At 43.1% G+C, this 20,033-nt stretch carries 22 protein-coding genes; 10 read left to right on the top strand and 12 right to left on the bottom strand.

Features of this window, described 5'->3' with window-relative positions; translation table 11 throughout:
* Positions 1–57: 57 nt before the first annotated feature.
* Both DW036_RS11855 and DW036_RS11850 read right to left on the bottom strand, forming a co-directional pair.
* The gene (locus DW036_RS11855) at positions 58–618 is read right to left on the bottom strand and encodes a flavin reductase family protein (protein WP_118464557.1); all 561 of its coding nucleotides are present in this window, start codon (positions 616–618) and stop codon (positions 58–60) included.
* A 6-nt stretch (positions 619–624) separates the two neighbouring features.
* Positions 625–1,161 carry a flavodoxin gene (locus tag DW036_RS11850; protein WP_118464555.1) on the bottom strand — a complete coding sequence of 179 codons (537 nt, stop codon included), beginning with the start codon at positions 1,159–1,161 and terminating at the stop codon, positions 625–627.
* 217 nt (positions 1,162–1,378) lie between these two features.
* On the opposite strand from DW036_RS11850, the gene DW036_RS11845 reads away from it, so the two are divergent.
* From DW036_RS11845 to DW036_RS11835, 3 genes are all read left to right on the top strand, one after another.
* Positions 1,379–1,570, top strand: a complete 192-nt coding sequence (locus tag DW036_RS11845; RefSeq protein WP_229089194.1) for a type II toxin-antitoxin system HicA family toxin — start codon at positions 1,379–1,381, stop codon at positions 1,568–1,570.
* 217 nt (positions 1,571–1,787) lie between these two features.
* Positions 1,788–2,108 carry an RNA polymerase sigma factor gene (locus DW036_RS11840; protein WP_233560404.1) on the top strand — a complete coding sequence of 107 codons (321 nt, stop codon included), beginning with the start codon at positions 1,788–1,790 and terminating at the stop codon, positions 2,106–2,108.
* Positions 2,109–2,166: 58 nt separating this feature from the next.
* Positions 2,167–2,391, top strand: a complete 225-nt coding sequence (locus tag DW036_RS11835) for a DUF4248 domain-containing protein (RefSeq protein WP_118464551.1) — start codon at positions 2,167–2,169, stop codon at positions 2,389–2,391.
* A 302-nt stretch (positions 2,392–2,693) separates the two neighbouring features.
* Here the strand turns inward: DW036_RS11835 and DW036_RS11830 are convergent, their stop codons facing one another.
* From DW036_RS11830 to DW036_RS11795, 8 genes are all read right to left on the bottom strand, one after another.
* Complete coding sequence (locus DW036_RS11830) at positions 2,694–3,422, bottom strand: nitroreductase family protein (protein ID WP_118464549.1); 729 nt, start codon at positions 3,420–3,422, stop codon at positions 2,694–2,696.
* A 209-nt stretch (positions 3,423–3,631) separates the two neighbouring features.
* A complete protein-coding gene (locus DW036_RS11825; RefSeq protein WP_118464547.1) occupies positions 3,632–3,979 on the bottom strand; it encodes a cupin domain-containing protein in 348 nt (115 codons plus the stop codon).
* Positions 3,980–4,000: 21 nt separating this feature from the next.
* Positions 4,001–4,957 (bottom strand): GNAT family N-acetyltransferase, encoded by a 957-nt coding sequence (locus DW036_RS11820; RefSeq protein ID WP_118464545.1) that lies wholly within the window; start codon positions 4,955–4,957, stop codon positions 4,001–4,003.
* A 111-nt stretch (positions 4,958–5,068) separates the two neighbouring features.
* The gene (locus DW036_RS11815) at positions 5,069–5,407 is read right to left on the bottom strand and encodes a hypothetical protein (protein ID WP_369906417.1); all 339 of its coding nucleotides are present in this window, start codon (positions 5,405–5,407) and stop codon (positions 5,069–5,071) included.
* 366 nt (positions 5,408–5,773) lie between these two features.
* On the bottom strand, positions 5,774–7,105 hold the full coding sequence (locus DW036_RS11810) for a TolC family protein (RefSeq protein WP_118464543.1): 1,332 nt from the start codon (positions 7,103–7,105) through the stop codon (positions 5,774–5,776).
* Positions 7,102–8,706 (bottom strand): hypothetical protein, encoded by a 1,605-nt coding sequence (locus DW036_RS11805; protein WP_118464541.1) that lies wholly within the window; start codon positions 8,704–8,706, stop codon positions 7,102–7,104. The genes DW036_RS11810 and DW036_RS11805 overlap by 4 nt, the downstream gene beginning before the upstream one ends.
* Positions 8,703–9,737 (bottom strand): HlyD family secretion protein, encoded by a 1,035-nt coding sequence (locus DW036_RS11800; RefSeq protein ID WP_118464539.1) that lies wholly within the window; start codon positions 9,735–9,737, stop codon positions 8,703–8,705. Before DW036_RS11800 ends, DW036_RS11805 begins: the two co-directional genes overlap by 4 nt.
* A gap of 526 nt (positions 9,738–10,263) precedes the next feature.
* Entirely contained in the window at positions 10,264–11,163 is a 900-nt protein-coding gene (locus tag DW036_RS11795) for an AraC family transcriptional regulator (RefSeq protein ID WP_118464883.1), read from the bottom strand.
* 169 nt (positions 11,164–11,332) lie between these two features.
* On the opposite strand from DW036_RS11795, the gene DW036_RS11790 reads away from it, so the two are divergent.
* The 5 genes from DW036_RS11790 (at position 11,333) to DW036_RS11765 (ending at position 16,267) form a co-directional block, all read left to right on the top strand.
* Complete coding sequence (locus DW036_RS11790; RefSeq protein ID WP_233560402.1) at positions 11,333–11,836, top strand: transcriptional regulator; 504 nt, start codon at positions 11,333–11,335, stop codon at positions 11,834–11,836.
* Between the two features lie 124 nt (positions 11,837–11,960).
* Positions 11,961–13,652, top strand: a complete 1,692-nt coding sequence (locus tag DW036_RS11785; protein WP_118464882.1) for a carboxymuconolactone decarboxylase family protein — start codon at positions 11,961–11,963, stop codon at positions 13,650–13,652.
* 10 nt (positions 13,653–13,662) lie between these two features.
* Positions 13,663–14,334, top strand: coding sequence for a flavodoxin (locus tag DW036_RS11780; RefSeq protein ID WP_118464535.1), 672 nt, complete (start codon positions 13,663–13,665; stop codon positions 14,332–14,334).
* A gap of 346 nt (positions 14,335–14,680) precedes the next feature.
* Positions 14,681–15,427 carry a DUF1349 domain-containing protein gene (locus tag DW036_RS11775; RefSeq protein WP_118464533.1) on the top strand — a complete coding sequence of 249 codons (747 nt, stop codon included), beginning with the start codon at positions 14,681–14,683 and terminating at the stop codon, positions 15,425–15,427.
* Between the two features lie 342 nt (positions 15,428–15,769).
* Positions 15,770–16,267: an HU family DNA-binding protein gene (locus DW036_RS11765; protein WP_118464529.1), complete on the top strand. Its 498-nt coding sequence runs from the start codon at positions 15,770–15,772 to the stop codon at positions 16,265–16,267.
* A gap of 46 nt (positions 16,268–16,313) precedes the next feature.
* On the opposite strand, the gene DW036_RS11760 is transcribed toward DW036_RS11765, so the two are convergent.
* Both DW036_RS11760 and DW036_RS11755 read right to left on the bottom strand, forming a co-directional pair.
* Positions 16,314–17,117, bottom strand: a complete 804-nt coding sequence (locus tag DW036_RS11760; RefSeq protein ID WP_118464527.1) for a bifunctional 2-polyprenyl-6-hydroxyphenol methylase/3-demethylubiquinol 3-O-methyltransferase UbiG — start codon at positions 17,115–17,117, stop codon at positions 16,314–16,316.
* Positions 17,118–17,158: 41 nt separating this feature from the next.
* Entirely contained in the window at positions 17,159–17,911 is a 753-nt protein-coding gene (locus DW036_RS11755; protein ID WP_118464525.1) for a class I SAM-dependent methyltransferase, read from the bottom strand.
* A gap of 280 nt (positions 17,912–18,191) precedes the next feature.
* On the opposite strand from DW036_RS11755, the gene DW036_RS11750 reads away from it, so the two are divergent.
* Both DW036_RS11750 and DW036_RS11745 read left to right on the top strand, forming a co-directional pair.
* On the top strand, positions 18,192–18,674 hold the full coding sequence (locus DW036_RS11750) for a DsbA family protein (RefSeq protein ID WP_118464523.1): 483 nt from the start codon (positions 18,192–18,194) through the stop codon (positions 18,672–18,674).
* A 108-nt stretch (positions 18,675–18,782) separates the two neighbouring features.
* A complete protein-coding gene (locus DW036_RS11745; protein WP_007218420.1) occupies positions 18,783–19,904 on the top strand; it encodes a DUF362 domain-containing protein in 1,122 nt (373 codons plus the stop codon).
* Positions 19,905–20,033 lie beyond the last annotated feature (129 nt).

The following is a 20,033-nucleotide window of genomic DNA, read 5'->3' as shown; positions in this document are numbered from 1 at the left end:
AAGCCTTGATAGGGCTCAACTGGATATTGCGCCCTGTCAAGGTTTGGAAGGAAAGATTTACTTCAATGCCTTGCCATCCGAAAAAGCCTTACCCACCTTTTCGCCCACCTTCAGATAGTCGTTGTTGAACGGATCGAAGATGATGGGAGCTACTTTGGAAGCATCTACTTTTCCGTTTTCATCAAGTACACGCTCGTCCACACTTACATTTACAATCTCTCCACGCAAAATGCAGGTTTCGGGATTGTAATCCTTCAGTTTACACTCCACCGCTACGGACAGTTCGTCAATCAGCGGGGCATCCACGAACTCCGAACGGGTGGCATGGAAGCCTGCACGAACAAACTTGTCGGCTACCTTATTGCCGGAAACGATACCTACGTAATCGCAGGCAACAACCTGCCCCACTTCCGCCATACTTACTGTAAATGCTTTGCGCTTCAGGATATTCGCAGTGGTCTTGTGTCCTTCGCTGATGCAAATGCTGATCTCTTTCATTTCACTGATACCGCCCCAAGCCGCATTCATAGCGTTTGGGAGTCCATTTTCATCATAAGCAGCGATGATAAACACCGGCTGCGGATAGGAAAAGGGTTTTGCTCCGTAATTCTTTCTCATACTGATTTATTTTTTAGTCCATTGTTTAATGTCTTCCTTGGTTGCACCGTTCAGCAGTTTGCCTTTCTGCCACTTCAGGTTGGAATAAGTCTTCTGCAACTCTTTTTCGGAATTGGAGATACTGCTTCCGCCCGATGTGGCAAACAGAATAACCGTCTTACCAGAAAAATCACCACTTTCTATAAAAGTATTAATGATTCTCGGAGCTAAATTCCACCAGATGGGAAAACCGATATAAACAGTATCATAGTCCGCCAGGTTCGCCGCTTTGGAGCTTAAGGCAGGACGTGATTTGGCATCCGCCATCTCCACACTGCTGCGTGAGGACTTGTCGTGCCAATCCAGATCGGCAGAAGTGTACTTCTTCGCAGGCTGTATTTCGTAAAGAGTGCCACCTGTGACTTCAGCAACTGCCTTGGCTGCTTTTTCCGTTGTTCCCGTTGCCGAGAAATAGGCAACCAATGTCTTAGAACTTTGTTTCTGTGCGATTGCCGTCAAACATAACGCCATAATCGCTACCATAAAGAATGTAAGTCTTTTCATACGATATATTATTTAGTTCAAACATAGATTACTTTTCCGTAGCAAACGCTTCGATTCGGGAAGCATATTGCAATGATACAAAATTACGGAGTATTATCCAGTATGCAGGTATATAAATTACGGAATATATAACCAATATTACGGATGTATCTCCTTTTGACATACTTTATACCCCCTATTATTGGATTGTAACTATTTTGTAGTTACATTTGAAGAAATGGAACGCTTGTTGTCGATATTTGGTTATGAAAAATCGAATAAAGGTAAAACTTCCGGTTCGAGAGTTATCTTTAAGAATGGAGATAAACGCCCTATAATGATTCACAAACCTCATCCCGGCAACCTTATCAAAGGGTATGCAATGAAACAAGTATTAAATGATTTGATGGATGCAGGTTTTATAAAATGAAGAAAGGAGTATTATTATGAATACATTAAGGTACAAAGGTTTCATTGGGTCTGTCAACTTCAGTGATCACTATAAAACTCCACTGAGTGTAAAGCATATATCTGGTATTGCAGAGATTATCCAATAAAAAGAATAGTCTCTGCATTTTTTATGTTAAAAACACAAATGCCTGTCACAATCCTCTTCGGGCCATGTCTAAATATATAAAACAGAAATCATGGAAATAGAAATCTATCATGTGGACCAAGCGATAAATGGCTCTAAAGAGGCATTAGGAGCAATCATTGAAAATATTGAAGGCCCGGTGTTTAATTTGTCATTGCGCATGCTCGGGCGGATTGAAGATGCTGAAGACGCAAAGCAAGACATTCTGATAAAGGTCATCACAAGCCTTTCTTCTTATAAAGGAAAAAGTTTATTTTCGACATGGGTATATAAAATAGCCGTAAACCATTTAATCAATGAGAAGAATAAAAAAAGAAAAAAAGAAAAGTCGGAAAAAACAACCCAAATGCTTGACTTCGCCTTTCTGATGTAGTATCTTTGTAGAGCTTTAAAAAAACTGAATTTTAATATTAAACCTAAAACCTTAGCAAATGGCAAAACTGATTCTTTCTTTCTCCGAATTGGCCGGTATGTATTTTCCCGGTTGTTCCACTCCGAAAAATGCGGTAAGATCTTTACAACGAAGCATTAAAAGGTGTACAAAACTGGCGACTGCTTTAGGTGAAACGGGCTATCAACCTTATAATCATCGCTGGCTCTCTCCCAAGCAATACGAGCTAATAATAGAGAATTTGGGTGATCCATTCCCGGAATAATATTAGACAATAAATAGAAAAGGCGGTGATTCTTATGAAGAATTACCGCCTTTTTTGTTGACATTTATCAAATCTGGGCTTAAAAGAGGCTTTTTACGTTTTTAATAAACGTTGATCACGTTCTTAAAAAACGTTCCCGTTATTCTTTAAAAACGAATAACAGGAAGCTGAACAAGGCAGAAAAACGCCTATAATTTGTTTATATTTAAGACTGTGACATATCTTGTTTCACTTAGCAAAAACGAACTTCGCATTTCCATAATACCTGACACATGGCATGAGTCGATAATCAAAAAACGACTTTAGATTCTACGATAGACTTCATTAAATGGTACTCTGCACCGTTCTCCCCAGATTCCTTTATTACCGTCCCGTATTCCACAGGGAATAACCATATTTATCTCAGCGCCATGAGGCAATTTCAGTATCCTTTTTAACCGACGGCTATCCAAACCTTCCAGAGGACAAGTATCATACCCTTCGTTTGCCATAGCAATCATAAACGTTTGGGCAGCAAGTGCACAAGATTTATGGGCAGTTACGCGCATATCATTTTCGGAGACTTCGAGCATCATCGGTCGGAAAATGCTGATGATGTTGACCAGCAGTTTTCTGAACAATCCCAAGATTCCGAAGAAACGGGCATAAACAAATGGCATCAATTTGCCATAGTATAATTCCCGGTCTTTGATGCGTTTGGCCTGACGCTCTTTCGGGCTGTAACGCCTGATATTCTCCCGTTCGAAATCGAGTACAAACTGTGCATGCTTCCTGTACCAATCACGCCGCACCACGAAAACAACTATTTGTGAGGCTGTGGAAGTAGCTTTCTGATCGAGACAGGCTCTTGAAACCTTTGCCAGCAATTCGGGCTGAGTGATATGATAAAACTCCCACAGTTGCATATCCGAACTGTTGGGAGCTAATGTTGCCAATTCCAGACAATGTTTTATTCGTTCCGGATCTATCAGTTTTGTTTTATCGTACGCTCGCACAGAGCGACGATAATGGAGGACTTCGTCTAAATACATAATGCTATAAATGTTATGATACTGCTATATTTTATAATAAAACAGCCCCATAAGCTAATTGTTCCTCATCAGACTAAATAAACCACCGAAGCATATTTCGAATTTTTATCGGTTTGATATAACCGATTGAGGAATGACTTTATAGCGGAGTATCTAAAGAAACATCAGTAACGAATTGGCAACCGTACGAATTTCAGCGATTTGCAGTGCTATACTGTCAAATAATCCTCTCTTTGAGGTGTGAACACATCAACAACCTCACCACCTTCTATCACTTCAAAAGAATGAGGTGTATTGCTTGGTATCGCATAACTGTCGCCAGTATGGAGCAATACATCGATGTCCCCCTCCGGCATTTCCACTTTCAGGCGATATTCGCCGGATATGACATAGCCACATTGTTCATGCGGATGCTCGTGGGTGGTGGCGAAATTACCTTTTACATAGTTCATTTTCGTTACCATCGACTTCGCGCCAACAGCGAGAGAATCCAACGAAACACCTTTGAATACTTTTTTCAAGGCGTCTTCCTTCCGTACTATAACTTTTGTTTCCATTCACTAACACTTTATTTATTATCAATCAGTTATCTTTAATTCCATCTGAATGTTCCCACGTTCATATGCAGGATGATATTCCGCAAGTTCCTTAAATCCCAATTTTCTGTATGTGTGGATGGCAGGTTTAAGCAGGGTATTACTTTCGAGAAATAGGACTTTCGCTCCCATTGCCTTCGCTTTTTCTATGACGGCATTGCAAAGTATCGTTCCGATGCCTTTGCCCTGTGCTTCGGAACTAACGGCAAGTTTTGCCAGTTCATAGTCGTATATCGGGTCATCCATTTTACAGAGGGCGCACACTCCAACGGGCTTCTCCTTGTAAATTGCCACAAAGATGAAACCGCCTTTGTCTATGATGTATTCCTGTGGATGATCGAGATAGTCCAAATCGTGCGGCTCTATTTCCCAATGTTGTGTAATCCAATTTTCATTTAGAGATTTGAATAATTCTTTGTGGCACGGTTCGTAAGGAATTATCTCTATTTCCCCCTTTTCTCGCATTTTCCGAGTTTCTTTCACTCGTTGCAGTAAGCTTTTCTCTGCGAGCAGATATTCCCATTCGCCAATAGCTTTCCATAAGTCGTGAGGGGTTTCTTTGGAAATCCCTTCCACCGCAACCTCCACGTCCTTACAAAGTTCCGTCAACATTGCAGCAACTTTTTTTCCACGTGACGATAAGGTTATGACAGTACGCCTTTTGTCCGCTTTGTCTTCAACCCATTTCACCAATCCTTTTGCAGTCATCTCCTTTACGATGTTGCTTACGGACGGGTGGCTGTGTCTAATCTCTCTGGCTATACCTGTTATAGTCCTATTTTCTCCATCAGTTAATATAAAAAGCAGTGGAAACCATTTCGGTTTGATGTCAATGCCATATAATTCATAAATTCGGCTTGCATCAGCCGTTACCGTGTCTGTCAGCATGCGTAGTCTGCTGCCGATAGCCATCTTACCTGTTTTATCAAAGAAATCCATATTTATGTATGTTACTTAAAACGTAATTAATTACGCAAACCTATAAAAAATCTGTTATATCACAAAATTATTTGCGTTTTTTATAGCGAGTATTCCTATAATTTCATGGTCCTACCTTTCCTTATGCTGCTGTACGGGGTGATGTATGCTCTGCTTTAGTTTGCCGAACTGCTCCTTAAGCCATTCCCCTAATCGTTTTTTGTTGATACAAAAGAGTAATTTCGTCTCGCCCATTGGGGCTTTCACTACTTGAAAGCCAACCTTTTCGGTTGAGAATTTCCCCTTGTGTTCCTCCGAATAGAGCTCCCCTACATACTCCAACGGCTTGCCCTTGATGAGCGTTGCGGTCTGTATTTCTTTTTTCGCCCGATTAAGTTCCTTCCATACCGTTTCTTTCTGTTCCTTCAATCCCACTACTTCCGCTTTCAGGTCATCGGCGAGTTTCTTCAAATCACGGTAATACTGCTGTGTGGACTTGTGCCGTGCTTCCCTAACCCTTAATACCTCTTTACAACCCGTATTTCGACATCACTACGGCGTAGGTGTCTGGGTAAGATTTCAACCGTAACCGTGTCATAATATCGTCGGCGCATAGCTACTGTAAAAGAATCGTTTAGTAAGAAACCAGCGCCCGTTACAAGAGTAATGAAGTGGTAACTGAACTCTTGCACTGTTTGGCTTCGGGATGGCTTTTCGTTGGCTCTACGACATAGAAAAACAATGCGTAACGAACGCTTTTTCAGCTAATTCGCTACGCATTGCTTAAATTTGCTTTTCCGCTATGTGTTTATTTTGAATTTGATAAACGTCCTTACTTTATAAAGAATGAGTCAGATATTTCAGCCGGTAATAGTTATAAATCAGATTTATCCGCGCATCCACTAATTTTAATTCTGCCGACAGCTTGATGTTCGATGCATCCAACATATCTGTAATAAGCGCCACCCCGTCATCATAGCGATTGTTCACTACACGATAGTTCTCCGTGGCAAGTTCTACGCTCTTTTCCTGTGTCCTTAACTCTGTGAAAGAAGTGTTAAAGTCGGTATGTGCAGCCTGTATTCCTACATTTACATGCTCCTTGGCAAGTTCATATTCCTCACCGGCTTTCCGGAATTGCTGTTTGGCTTTGCGTATGCCATGGTTGTTCTTGAACAAGGCAGAAAGGTCGTACTGAATGCCAATGCCCACGCACCAATAGTTCAAATTTTTGTTTATCGGTGGAACTTCAACGGTGATAGGTCCCATGAGCGAGTTTTCGGCAAACAGAGACAGGTGCGGCAGCGATACGGAGCGGGCGAGGTTGATATTTCTCTCCGATATCCGCTTGGCAAGTGCAGCCTGTTGCAAACCGATATTTTCACTGGTAGCCAGCTGCTGCCAATACAACTCGTCCATCACCCGCAGTTCCGTATGAAGAACTGCCGTATCCGGGCGCACGAACACCCCTTCATCTAATCCAATATGGGTACACAATTGATGATTCAGAATCTTGCAGGCATCTTTTACCTTGGCTTGTTGCAGGCAGAGCATCTCCAATTGCAATTCATAACGGGTAATGTCGTTCTTCAAAGCCGTGCCTTGTTTAAAACGGTTTTTCATATTTTGCAAGACCTTCTCGGTCAGGTCGATATTCTGTTCCAGCACTTCTAAGGTGTTCAGCAACTTGTAGATGTCCAGGTACTGACCGGTAATCAGGAAGCGCACCTCCTGACGATTCTTCTGCCTGTCGAGTTCCACCATTTCCTTTTTCATCTCCCCCAACTTGGTGGTACTGGTAATAGCACCACCGGCATAAATGACCTGACTCACTTTCAAGGCGAAGTTGTTGCCGTATTCAGGAATATAGACATTCATCAAATTAGAGAAATTACGGTCTGTGAGGATGCCGCGCCCATTGTAGCTGAACGACAGTCTCGTCTCAATGTCAGGCAACCGCTGCGAGCGTGCCAACGCTGCATTTTCATCCGCTACTGCCTTGGCAGCATTGTAAACCCGAATACTTTTATTGTTCTTATCCGCAAGGTCATACAACTCTTGCAGCGTGTAGACTTGTCCTTGTGCATGGAGTGTTTCCGTGAATGTGAAAGCCATTCCGATGACGAACAGCCAGAATAGGATAAGTCCCTTTTGAAATCTTTTTTTCATATCTGTTCTTTGTTTTCTTTTTCTGTTTTATTATTGCTTGTCTGCCATAGCCTTGACAGGATGGCATAACTCTGCCGGAGTGTAGGGTACGGATTTCGCAACCGCTCGAAATGGGAACATAGTATCGCTATAAGCAACACTACCCCGAAGATAACAGCCCAACCGTAAAGCTCGCGTAAGGAACAGAGAAGAGCCTCGGTGGAAATCATATCCGCAAGGCTTCCGAACGCTTGTCCACCACTGAAATTTGCTGCCGAACCGATAGCTGCCAGATATACCCGCATACAGCCGTCGAGAGCGTGGCTCCAGATTGACACGCCAATAGTGTCGCCAATGCCGGTACGGATGAAGCCCAACAAGCAAAGTACTTGAAAATAGTACTTGAAGTTACAGTATGCCTGCGCATAAACCGTCAGGGCAATGAATACACCGACATGCCCGAAGCCAAGCAAGAAGACTGGCCACCAGAGTTTGCCGATGTTGATATCAGGCGACAGGATGCCAATCATACATACATTGTAGAGCACCACGGCAGACATACTGATGAAGGTCAGCCATTTGAGGTGCCATCCCAACTTTGTCCGCACATACCAGCAAAACAATGCGGATGCCGCCCCGCCGAGAAATTCAGGCCATTTAAGTTGTGCTGCCGTAATTTGCGAATACCCCATGATGCCACCCGTAAACATGTTTTGTAATACATTCTGTGTACCCAACAGAATATCAAGGCCAAGAAACAGCACCAGTAGGTTGAGCAGGTTCGGACAACTGAACGTCCCCTTGTCTATAAACGGGTGACGGATGTGAAACATACGCAGGATGCAAGCTGCCAGAACGATCATGCACGTACCGATACCTATGCGGATGCGTCGGTCGGCCGTCCAACCGTATTGCTCACCGTACTGCACCACGTAAATCGCCGTCAGGATAAAGATGCTCCACATTACCATCCCCAATCCATCTATACCATACAGAGGCATGCGGGGCATGGGCCGGAAATGCCGCATGGTAATGTTCACCACGACAATGGTCGAAAGGCACAAAGCAACGGAGAGCAAATGGATATACGTCCAGCCGTAATAATAGATGAACTGGATGGCCACCCAGTCGAACACATGGATGCAGCCTAACACCACGAAGAACACGAAAGAAAGGAACACCGCATAATTATAGGTAGGCGTAATCTTCGGTAGCAGGTTAGAGAAACACTCGAATGTGCCGTACAGGCGGAAAAAACCTCCGGCATAGCACAATAGCAGTAACAGTGGATAAGAGTGTACGAACGGGAACACAGCATTGATAAGTGCCAGTCCTGTCGCCGCCACGGTCAGCGAGGTGCGATTGGTGAAACGGAACTTCAGACGGAAAGCCAGCGGGAAATAAAATGTCAGTCCGATGAGTACTGCCTGTCCGAACATGTGGGCGTCGTTCATGGTCACATTCCGTTCGCCGACTACCTGTGCCATCGTTGTGAAATAGAATCCGTTGGAAAACTGGAACACTGCCAAAAAACAAATATAGAGCCAGAATCGTGCGGAATCCGGCACCCACTCGCGGAAGTTCATCAGCCTTACCGGTTCTTGGTTTCCCCAGTCGCTCATGGTTTCATCACTTTACATTCCACATTCATGCCTGCCGTGAGCTGTTCCAATAGCTCGTGGTCGTTATTCTCCGTAAAGACAATCTTCACCGGGATGCGTTGCTCCACCTTCACGAAGTTACCGGTAGAGTTGTCGGGAGCCACAGGCGAATAGCGTGCACCAGTGGCAGTGCTTATGCTCTCTACCCTGCCTTCAAAGATATTTCCACGAAAGGCATCAACCGTAATTTCCACTCTGCTGCCCACGGCGATGCCACCGCGTTGCGTCTCGCGGAAGTTAGCAATGATCCATCTTTTTTGTTCGTCAACAATGGAAACAAGCCGCATACCCGGCTGTACGAGTTCACCCTCCTGCACCGTTTTGCGCGAGGTATAGCCGTCGCAAGGGGCAAGCACCGTGCAATAGCCGAGGTTTAGCCGGGCGAGGTCTAACGCTGCACGTGCCACCTCGATGGCCGCCTCTTGCTGACTGAGACGGATGGTGTGCTCGTCGCGTGCAATTCCTGTACCGGTGCGTTGCCTGCGCATGGTTTCCACTTTCGCTTTCAGCGACTCATAGCGGGTACGCACATCATCATATTGCTGCCGGGTGACAGATTCCTGCTCATACAGTTTCCGGTAACGCAGAAAATCAGTCTCGGCATTTTTCAAAAGGACATTCACCTCGTTGATTCCCGCTTCGGTCACCGAAATGTTGTTTGTCATTCCGATCACTCCCTTTTCTGTAGCGGCTTTTCCGGCAAGTGTATTCTGTAGTCCGGCTTCCGCCTGTGCCATATGCAACCTGAATTCGCTGTCTTCGATGGTCATAAGCGTGTCGCCCTTGTTCACATGCTGGTACTCGTCCACATAGATACGTCCTATGAATCCCTGGATACGCGAATGCACGTTCACAATATCCTGTTCCACTTGTGCATTGTCCGTGTATTCGCCTCCCACATGGATGAAAATACTTGCAATCCATCCAATACCACATGCCATCAATGTGATGATAACCACATTGGCAATCGTCTTTTTTGTTCTTTTGTTCATTTTCGTTGTGATTTATATTTAATTAATCTGATGACCGTTTTCTACCGCCTCACATCCGTAGATGAGCAGCGAGGACGGGTACAATAATCCCAACCTTCGTCCATGCATTTGCTGGCAAACGGGTACGAAGAATGCATGTCACAAGGATTGCGACATACAAATAGTAATTATAAAAGTGCTAAATGATTTGATTGAAAGGATATTCACTACCCCACAGAAATGTTTTGGGGGCAGAGGTTTTGTAGATGGCCGTAACAGTAGAAACTTTTTCCATAATCCTTTCTATGTGACATTTTTTACACGGCAAAGGTATAAATAATTCGTTTTTTGAACAAAAAAAAGAATTATTTTTCACTGCAAAAAAATCTGTTTACAGAATTTTGGCACCTTTATTGCCACACAAACGATGAGTAGTATTCTGTATCAGCCCGCTCCTTGCATGAATATCCGCCATACAGGAAAGAACGTTCTAAAATGGGATAATTAGTAAGAGCCGTTTCAATTCATACTATATTCTATCAGAAAATTAATTGGATGTCCTGTATTCATTCGGTGAACATCCTATGATACGCTTAAATGCTTTACTGAAATATTGCGGATATTGATATCCCAAAGTGTAGGCAACATCGCTGACTGATTTGTTCGGGTCGGCAAGCAATTCTTTTGCCGCATCCATTGTTTTTGTCAGAATATATTCTTGTGCAGAAGAACCTGTCTCCTTTTTAATCAGATCTCCAAAATAATTTGCAGACAAATGCAGTTGGTCTGCACAATAAGCCACGGTTGGCGTACCGAATTTAGAGGGTTTGTCCGACGTGAAATAGTCGTTCAGCAATGCTTCGAAAGAACTAAGTGCATCTTTGTTCTCCTTTTTACGGGTTATGAACTGCCGGTCATAGAAACGGATGCAGTAGTTTAACAGCAATTCAATGGCCGAAGCGATAATCAGCTTGCTGTGCTTGTCCGTTGCTCCCTTGATCTCCTCGTCGATTTTCATCATACAATCTATCACGGTCTGCCGTTCCTGTTTAGAGAGATGCAAAGCTTCATTAACGGCATAGGAAAAGAACGTGTAATCCTGCATGTGGCGGCCAAGCGGTGTACCGTGTAACAATTCGGGCTGAAATGTCAGCCACCAACCTTTGGGCTGGAATGACTCTCCTGTATCGTCATTGCCAATGATCTGTCCCGGAGCGGCGAATACCAGTGTCTCTTCCTGAAAATCATAGAATTTACGGCCATACTTTATCACATCGGCGCACTTGATGTCCTTCAAATAAATGACATAGAAGCCAATGTTTTTACAGACATGGTGCAACGGTTTGATTTTGGAAGCGTCGATTACGCTTACCAACGGATGGGGAGTTTCTATACCCAGAAAATCATTGTAATCCTTGATTGTATTCAGCTTTATAATCTTCTCCATAACAGTGGATTTCATTGTTTTTACGCAAATATATAAAATATCTTCGGGCGATCAATTTCAACCTGTAATAATTATACGTGAAACCGTAATTTATACCCTATGGAACTTTCGGATAGCCCGTAATTTTGCATCATGGAAAAATAAATAGAAAAAAAGAACAGTGATACAAATGAATAATTCCGTACTTATGACTATTGATATGTTCAATAAATTGACGGGACATGAAACGCTGCATCCGCAGATTTGCATGATTGATCTGTCAAAAACAAATTTGAGTGAGGATATTCGGATAATGTGTGATTTTTACGGGTTGCTATATTACAACTCTCCCAAGCAGAGCAAAGCGTCGGAAAAGGAATGGTTACGACTGATTTATCCCGGTGAGGTGGTCGAGATACCCTCGAAGCAACACTGGCATGCCGACCACTATTCGGGCGTGCTTTTCCATCCTGACCTGTTGTGCGACACATCGCTTGAAAACCGTATCGAAACCTATCCGAAACGCTGCCGTTGCCGGGGTGCACTGACAGAGCACGAACAACAAATTATAACCGATAACCTGCGGGAGATCGGCGAAGAGTTGCACCATGCCATCGACCGTTATAGTGCATCGATCATCGCCTCACACATCGAACTGCTACTTAACTACTGCGTACGCTTTTGCAGTCAATAAAATAAAGAAAATGCAGCAAATCCGTAAAAATTATCCTTTAAACCGTAATTCATGACCGGTCGAAGCGAAAATTCCAGCCTAATTTTGCATCAGATAAAAACAGGAAAATAAAATGATAGAGATTATGAAAATAAAAACAAGAATTAGGATGACGCTGATCTGTATCCTTTTCGGATATGGAATCGCAGCCGCCCAAAACCCCAAAATGGAACAAGTTATGAACAGTAAACGGAAACACATTGCAGAGGTCGCCGCCCTTACGGGTAAGGGAGACCTCGATAAACTGAAACCTGTCCTTATCGACGGATTAAATGACGGAATGACCGTGGGTGAACTCAAGGAAGTGATGGTACACGCCTACGCCTATTGCGGTTTCCCGCGTGCCTTGCGCGGACTACAAACCCTTGTTGCGGTACTCGATGAACGGAAAGCGAAAGGTATCGAGGATAACCGGGGGCGTGAAGCGTCGCCGATAACTGATACCCGCAGCAAGTACGAACGCGGACGTGATATTCTCGCTGAAATTTCGGGTGTTCCGGCAGATGCACCAAAAGCTAATTATGCAGTATTGGCTCCGGAAATCGAAGTATTCCTCAAAGAACACCTCTTTGCTGACCTTTTTGAGCGAGATGTCCTGACATACGCCGAACGGGAACTGGCGACCGTTGCCGTGATCGCCTCTTTGGGCAAAGGCGTAGAGCCGATGCTAAAAGGGCACATGGGTATCGCACTGAATGTGGGCGTAACACCGGATGAATTACGTGGTGTGCTGGCCATCATCGAAAAAAATATCGGTCGCAGTGAGGCTGATGCCGGCAAACTAATATTGAACGAATTGCTACAAAGCAAAGGATTAATCGCTGATTCCCAAGCCCCGGCCATGGCAGTGGAGAATGGCGTGAAGAAGCAGAAGGTAACGTTCCACAACCGTTTCCTGATTGATGTGGTTGGCGATCTTTATTTCCCTGCAAACTACGACCCTGCAAAGAAATATGCTGCCATCATCGTCGGTCATCCTTTCGGTGGTGTCAAGGAACAGACTTCGGGACTACATGCCCGTAAGTTGGCAGAATTCGGTTATGTGACATTGGCTTTTGATGCTTCCTATTATGGTGAGAGCGGCGGTTATCCGCGTCGTATCGAGTCGCCCGAGGTGCGGGTGGAAGATTTCAGTGCAGCGGTTGACTTCCTCACGAACCATCCGGCTGTTGATGCCGATAAGATTGGTGTCATTGGTATCTGTGGCGGAGGATGCTATTCCGTCAGCGCAGCGCAGATAGACCATCGCATCAAGACGTTGGCAACGATCAGTATGTACGACATGGGACGTGCCCGCCGTCAGGGTGTGGGCGATTCCCAGACGTATGAACAACGTATGGCAATTCTCGATGAGATCGGTCGCCAGCGCACGGCGGAATATGGCGGAGCTGCACGTAAGGATATCCGTGCGCTACCCGAAAAAGTAGATGAAAACACACCGAAGTTTGCCATTGACTTCCTCGATTACTATGACAATCCGGAGCGTGGCCAGCATCCCAATTCTACGGGCTATTACTCCTACACGAGTCTTGCACCGATGATGAACTTCTTCCCGTTCGCACAGATCGAGACCATATCGCCACGACCGGTACTCTTCATCGTGGGAGAAAACGCTGTATCAGCTTACTTCTCGGAAGACGCATACGCAAAAGCAGTCGAACCGAAAGAGCTGTTTGTCGTACCCGGAGCAACACACGTAGATTTGTACGACCAGCCGGAGTATCTGAAAATCACGCTGCCCAAACTAGACACATTCTTTAAACAACATCTTAAATAACCATTTGAATATGAGAAAATTATTTTTTATCCCATTTTTGTTCCTTCCGCTGACGACTATGGCAGCTTGTTCTTCAGATGACACTCTTGCATCGCAGACGGAACAGTCGACAACTCCCGATGATCCTGACAATCCGTCCGGTAACAGTAAAACTCTCGTAGCCTACTTTTCCGCACAGAGGCACACGCAAGCCGTAGCCAAACGAATTGTGGAACTTACCGGTGCTGACATATATCGCATTGAGGCGGCCGATCCGTATGCCGAAAATCCATACGATGACAGCGACCGTATTCAGAATGAGGCTTACAACGACCTGCGTCCCGGAGTGGCAAACCTGCCCGATAAGGAAATTATCGCGCAATATGATACGATTTTCGTTGGCTCACCTTGCTGGTGGCATCAGCCTGCTATGGTGGTTTGCACATTCCTCGAAGCATACGATCTGAAAGATAAGGTTGTTATCCCGTTCTTCACTTACGGAGCTACAACTTATTTGAACGAATCAATGCAGAAGATTTATAAGGTAACCCCTGAGTCAAAGCATATTCCAAAAACGCTTCCTGAAGACCTCAATCCGGATGACATTACTACTCCCGGCCCGCCCGACGATGCAGGTATTGATATGCCAGGCAGTGCTAATGGCACGGAGGCTTGGCTTCGGAGAATCGGAATCATCAAATAAAAAACATAAAATAAGGAAAAGATGAAAAAAAGAAAATCTTCATGTACGGACTCCGGTTTTGATATCCTAAGAATACAGAAAATAAAATCTAAAGAGGGTATCAAAATAAAGCTTAGAACACAAATTACACGAATTACGCAAATAATTCATTTTTTATACTTCTGATAATCAAAGCTTATCTGATTTATTATTTACGTAATTCGTAGAAGTGACTTTCTGATCGAGTTCCGAATCTAGCTCCAAATAGTTTATTGTCTCGTTATGAATTTGGTTATTTTTCACCATTGTGCGAATGGCCGAAACAGACTATTTTTGCAAAAAATAATCATTCATAATCTATTAAGCAATGAAAAGTAATACTATTTGTCAAGTAATTCTTGCAGGAAGCATCATATTGGCTTCTTGCCAATCTAACAATTCTGCTAAGCAAGATGAGTCTCAACAAACAATGAACGAAACAGTTATGAACAAAGTTACAGATTGCAAAATCAGTGCGGGAAACATCACTTTCACTAATGCCATCAATGGAGCTGAAAATTGCGTGAAACTGCTTGATGATGGCGCATTGGAATTCCATTGTACCGAAGGACTGGATTTCTTCAGTGACCCGAATGGAAAACTGTCAAATACAACGCTTCCTATTCTGCTTGTCCCCGTTGAGAACACGAAACCTTTTACGTTAATAGCCAAGGTTACTCCGGAGTTTACAACAGAGGGATTGTATAATGCAGCCGACCTTTTTGTCTATTCTTGTGATTCACTTTGGCAGAAACTGGCATTTGAACAGGATGAACATGGTAACCACCGTATTGTTACAGTAAGAACACAAGGAACATCCGATGATAATAATCATGATAAATTAAATGTTTCATCTGTTTACCTGAAGATTTCATCTGATACAAAAACCATTGCCAGCTATTATTCCATCGACAAGAAAAGATGGAACATGGTTCGTCTATACAAGAATTGTTATCCAAAGAACATCTATTTGGGCATCAGTAGCCAGTGTCCTCAAAAAGGCAGCTGCACAAGTCGTTTTGAAGAAATTTCTTTGTCTCACGATAATGTTAGCGATTTCCGCTTGGGAGAATAAGCCATTTATATTGAAGGTGTAATTCTTAAAATGGCATGACAAAAGCCGCAGAATATTTCTACTTTCTGAAAAAGCTTATGATTTAAGTATAGTTTTGGAATCAATTGATAACAAAGAAAAGAATCTTGCTCTTATCTTTAAAAGTTATAAGAAAGAGCAAGTTCTATCGATTTTTACAAAGCACTTTAAATCATCCATTTACAACTTTTCTCAGAAAAAACCACTCCAAGGTGTCAAAAGAGCACAATACTTCCCGCACTACATCCTATCTTTGCAATGTCATCAGGAATAAATGATGGCAAGTGAACCCTATTTTTTTTAACCAATTAAACTTTAATTATTATGGCTTTAGAGTATGTAGTGACCAAAAGAGTGTTTGGCTTTGACGACACAAAGACAGAGAAGTATGTAGCGAAATCTGTACGTTCGGGACAGATGAGTTTTAGTAAAACGTGTGCAAAGGTTAGTCGACTTTGCGGAATCCACCGAAAGGTAGTAGATTTAGTAGTCAGCGTTCTGGTTGATATGATGGCGGAGGATATTGATGACGGAAAAAGTGTTCAATTAGGGGAATTTGGCATCTTCCGCCCCACCATTAAGGCTAAAAGTGCGGATACAGCGGAAGGTGTAACGGCAAGTAATATAGTGCGCAAGCGTATTGTATTTACTCCGGGAAAGATTTTCCAACGTACTTTGGGAGAAATGAGCGTGACACGTTCTATTCCCGTTGATACAGATTATACGGACGGAAGCAGTTCCGGTGGTAACGGCAGTGGCGGAAATCAAGGCGGTGGCAACCAAGGTGGTGACGGTGGTTTAGATGAGAATCCGTTAGGATAATTTCCTTGTCGGAGTGAAAAAGTGAGTAGTGAAGTTCTTTTGCTACTCACTTTTCTGCTACTATAAAAATTTCACTGCTCGACGTAAAATCATTCTTGCCGAGTAGTTCTTTATAAATAGATATTTTACGGAATCCTACCTTTCTCAATATACTTGTTATTTCTTCCTCCGAATAATATCTTTCCCAAATGATGAAATGTTTGGCTGTGTCTTCAAGTATCAGGTTATATTGATATGCAAAAACTTTGTTCTCCGGATAATGGAATGTTTGACTTAGAAGTAAATATTCACTTTCATCCCAGAACCCACCGCAAGGGGCATATTCCCAATCCCGGCTTTCCTGTCTGTCATCAATAATCCCTTCCGAGAAAACATCAAAAATGAGAATACCTCCATCAGTCAGCGAAAGATATATATTGTCCAGCAATCGGTCGCGATCACTATCCGGATGGGTTCCCATATCACAATAGATCATGGTGATTGTATCATACTTACCCATAGGATAATTATTGATGTAGTCACCCCAAATATAGTTGATTTCCTCCCGTTTTCCAATGGCATATTCTATAGAAGCTTTATTAAAATCAATGCCCGTCACCATATAATCCTTATCTGCTAAAAGCGATGTGTACAGTCCCGGACCGCAACCTAAATCAAGCAAATGACTTTGGGGCTTTGTGTGCTGGAGTATGAAATCCACTATCTTCAGAACTGATTCCCGCTTCCGGCTTGCACCATCAGATTGCGGATCAAGGTGATCTTTTAATATCTGCTGCTGAATATACGGGTCGGTCCAAATGTTATGAGCGGACTTTTCAAATAAAACAGGTTTATGATCTATGATTCTCATGCTTTCTTGTAGATAGTTCTTTCATATTATTTATTAATAGCTCATTGGCAAACAAATATCTGTTTTTCCGAATGATTACAAAATACTTTTTCTTCAAAACTGCCAAACTTATGAAGAATTTCAAAACCGTTCCATTCCAGGTATGAATCTAACTCTTGAGGAAAGAATAGCCTCATATCCAAATTTTGAACCGAATCAAACTCACCATTAATGAAATAGTGCCATTCTATGCGATTCATCTGAGTTTTGCTCTCGTATCGCATAATCTGCTTTATCAATACTTCTCTCCCATCTTTGGTGGTATATTCAGCAATTTCTATGGGCTCTTTTTCATGTTCTACAATGTATTGGATATTGGGATTAAAACAATCTAACAAAAATATGCCTCCTTCTTTGAGATGATTTTTAACCACACGTAATGCTTTAAACAAATCTTCATTTTGATATAAATGATGGATCGAATTGAAAGGAATAAAGACAAGGTCGTATTTCTTCTGTAAATCGAGAGTTCTGATGTCAGCCTCAATAAATTCTATTTCTAATCCTGCTCCGGCAGCTTTTATTTTCGCTTGTTCAAGCATAGAAGCAGTGTAGTCTACCCCGCTGATATCATATCCTTCCTGTGCTATCGGAATAGTAAGTCTACCTGTACCGCAACAAAGTTCAAGTATACAGGCATCCTTGTTTTTAGGCAGCCATCGCTTGTAAAATAGCAAATCATCTATGTGGGTATTCATTCCATCATAAATATTCGCATCATAAATTAAATCCCCAACTTTATAATTGCTATTCATCTGATTCTTCAATATCTGGTGAGTACTAATATTTACTTAACCATACAAAGGTAGTACTATTTGCTTTCATAACGAACACTATTTCAACTAATTCACTCTACTCTGTCTGGATTTGATCGTTAGCCGAAAAAATTATTTTTATATTTTTCTCAAAATTATTTGTTTAAAGGTACCGAAAGGGGACAATCTCTCTTGTACCGTATAGTACCTTTGCAAAGTCATCTGAAACAAATGACAACAGTAAACCTTATTTTTTTTAACCTATTAAACTTTAATTATTATGGCTTTAGAGTATGTAGTGACCAAGAGAGTGTTTGGCTTTGACGACACAAAAACTGAGAAGTATGTAGCAAAATCTGTACGTTCGGGACAGATGAGTTTTAGTAAAACGTGTGCAAAGGTCAGTCGACTTTGCGGAGTCCATCGAAAAGTGGTAGACTTGGTAGTCAGCGGTCTGGTTGATATGATGGTGGAGGATATTGATGACGGAAAAAGTGTTCTATTGGGAGAGTTCGGCATCTTTCGCCCCACCATTAAGGCCAAAAGTGCAGATACCGCAGAAGGCGTTACGGCAAGCAATATAGTACGTAAGCGTATTGTATTCACTCCGGGGAAGATTTTCCAACGTACTTTGGGAGAAATGAGCGTAACCCGCGCCATTCCCATCGATACAGATTATACGGACGGAAGCAGTTCCGGTGGTAACGGTAGCGGCGGCAGCCAAGGAGGTGACGGTGGCATAGAGGATGATCCGTTAGGATAATGCCAAATTAAAGTAGCGAAAGAACTTCGCTACTTTTTTTGTTCCCATACCTATTTATATGGATAATATCTCTTATTTTTGCACATATTATAACTATAAATAGGTAATATGGAAACATCAAAAGTCTACTACACAGACCTGCGTACCTCTCCTACTTCCAATCTTCTGGATAAGATGGAGCGCCTGGTAAAGCGGGCAGGTATTGAACAGCTACCCTTAAAAGACAGTTTTGTCGCTATCAAGATTCACTTCGGTGAGCCGGGAAACCTTGCTTATCTTCGGCCGAACTACGCGGCTCGCATGGCAAACCTATTGCGCAACAATGGTGCAAAACCTTTCTTGACGGACTGTAACACACTATATTCAGGCCGTCGTGCCAATGCCGTCGATCACCTGCAAAGCGCAATGGAAAACGGTTATAATCCTATATCCGCCCAATGCCAGGTCATCATCGGAGATGGATTAAAAGGTACGGATTGCCGGGAAATTCCCTTGAACGGTGAGTACTGTGCCGCCCCTAAGATTGGTACTGCCATAGCCGATGCGGATATTATCATCAGCATGAATCACTTTAAGGGACACGAACAAGCCGGCTTTGGCGGAGCTTTAAAGAATTTGGGCATGGGTTGTGCCAGCGTAGCCGGAAAACTGGAACTGCATTCGGCCTCTCAACCCAAAATAGATACGGAAAGTTGCATCGGCTGCAATATCTGCGTGAAGCACTGTGCACACGACGCCGTACACCTGAATGCAGGACGCAAAGCAGAAATAGATTACGCTAAATGCGTAGGTTGCGGACAGTGTGTCGCCTTGTGCCAGTATGACGGCGCCATTATGGGCGATGAAGATACGTCCGAGCGCTTAAACTATAAGATTGCCGAATATTCACTGGCTGTAGTGAAAGATAAGCCCAACTTCCACATCAGTTTTATAATGAACGTATCTCCGGAATGTGACTGTTGGAATCATAATGATGCTGCCATTGTTCCCGACCTCGGTATTCTGGCTTCTACAGACCCGGTGGCTCTGGATAAAGCATGCGCGGATATGGTCATCCAGGCTCCTATACTGCACACGGGTAACCGCCTTTCTGCTGGGCATGAGCACGATGATTTGTGCGGCCATGACAAGTTCCACATGATGCACCCGGATACAGACTGGCTGGCTGGATTGCGCCATGCGGAAAAGATCGGATTGGGCAATATGCAATATGAATTGGTGAAGATTTAAACCTTTTCCGTCCGAAAGAGTCATAATATAAATGTACTGATACAAAACCTGTAAGGATTGAGACAAATCTTCAAACAAAATGAACGCTCATCTCCTACTTTTGTATCTTGAAGAAACATAATAATAACA

It is taken from the genome of Bacteroides sp. AF39-11AC (assembly GCF_003474285.1).
In the GTDB taxonomy this organism is placed as follows: domain Bacteria; phylum Bacteroidota; class Bacteroidia; order Bacteroidales; family Bacteroidaceae; genus Bacteroides.
This window is presented reverse-complemented; position numbering and strand designations above follow the sequence as displayed.

What these genes read in the sequence shown, in the direction of transcription:
- DW036_RS11800 (WP_118464539.1), bottom strand. Translation starts at nt 9,737, where the DNA reads ATGAACAAAAGAACAAAAAAGACGATTGCCAATGTGGTTATCATCACA.
- DW036_RS11830 (WP_118464549.1), bottom strand. Translation starts at nt 3,422, where the DNA reads ATGTATTTAGACGAAGTCCTCCATTATCGTCGCTCTGTGCGAGCGTAC.
- DW036_RS11810 (WP_118464543.1), bottom strand. Translation starts at nt 7,105, where the DNA reads ATGAAAAAAAGATTTCAAAAGGGACTTATCCTATTCTGGCTGTTCGTC.
- DW036_RS11820 (WP_118464545.1), bottom strand. Translation starts at nt 4,957, where the DNA reads ATGGATTTCTTTGATAAAACAGGTAAGATGGCTATCGGCAGCAGACTA.
- DW036_RS11835 (WP_118464551.1), top strand. Translation starts at nt 2,167, where the DNA reads ATGGCAAAACTGATTCTTTCTTTCTCCGAATTGGCCGGTATGTATTTT.
- DW036_RS11805 (WP_118464541.1), bottom strand. Translation starts at nt 8,706, where the DNA reads ATGAGCGACTGGGGAAACCAAGAACCGGTAAGGCTGATGAACTTCCGC.
- DW036_RS11745 (WP_007218420.1), top strand. Translation starts at nt 18,783, where the DNA reads ATGGAAACATCAAAAGTCTACTACACAGACCTGCGTACCTCTCCTACT.
- DW036_RS11840 (WP_233560404.1), top strand. Translation starts at nt 1,788, where the DNA reads ATGGAAATAGAAATCTATCATGTGGACCAAGCGATAAATGGCTCTAAA.
- DW036_RS11845 (WP_229089194.1), top strand. Translation starts at nt 1,379, where the DNA reads ATGGAACGCTTGTTGTCGATATTTGGTTATGAAAAATCGAATAAAGGT.
- DW036_RS11765 (WP_118464529.1), top strand. Translation starts at nt 15,770, where the DNA reads ATGGCTTTAGAGTATGTAGTGACCAAAAGAGTGTTTGGCTTTGACGAC.
- DW036_RS11850 (WP_118464555.1), bottom strand. Translation starts at nt 1,161, where the DNA reads ATGAAAAGACTTACATTCTTTATGGTAGCGATTATGGCGTTATGTTTG.
- DW036_RS11785 (WP_118464882.1), top strand. Translation starts at nt 11,961, where the DNA reads ATGAAAATAAAAACAAGAATTAGGATGACGCTGATCTGTATCCTTTTC.
- DW036_RS11855 (WP_118464557.1), bottom strand. Translation starts at nt 618, where the DNA reads ATGAGAAAGAATTACGGAGCAAAACCCTTTTCCTATCCGCAGCCGGTG.
- DW036_RS11750 (WP_118464523.1), top strand. Translation starts at nt 18,192, where the DNA reads ATGGCTTTAGAGTATGTAGTGACCAAGAGAGTGTTTGGCTTTGACGAC.
- DW036_RS11790 (WP_233560402.1), top strand. Translation starts at nt 11,333, where the DNA reads ATGAATAATTCCGTACTTATGACTATTGATATGTTCAATAAATTGACG.
- DW036_RS11780 (WP_118464535.1), top strand. Translation starts at nt 13,663, where the DNA reads ATGAGAAAATTATTTTTTATCCCATTTTTGTTCCTTCCGCTGACGACT.
- DW036_RS11825 (WP_118464547.1), bottom strand. Translation starts at nt 3,979, where the DNA reads ATGGAAACAAAAGTTATAGTACGGAAGGAAGACGCCTTGAAAAAAGTA.
- DW036_RS11795 (WP_118464883.1), bottom strand. Translation starts at nt 11,163, where the DNA reads ATGGAGAAGATTATAAAGCTGAATACAATCAAGGATTACAATGATTTT.
- DW036_RS11760 (WP_118464527.1), bottom strand. Translation starts at nt 17,117, where the DNA reads ATGAGAATCATAGATCATAAACCTGTTTTATTTGAAAAGTCCGCTCAT.
- DW036_RS11775 (WP_118464533.1), top strand. Translation starts at nt 14,681, where the DNA reads ATGAAAAGTAATACTATTTGTCAAGTAATTCTTGCAGGAAGCATCATA.
- DW036_RS11755 (WP_118464525.1), bottom strand. Translation starts at nt 17,911, where the DNA reads ATGAATAGCAATTATAAAGTTGGGGATTTAATTTATGATGCGAATATT.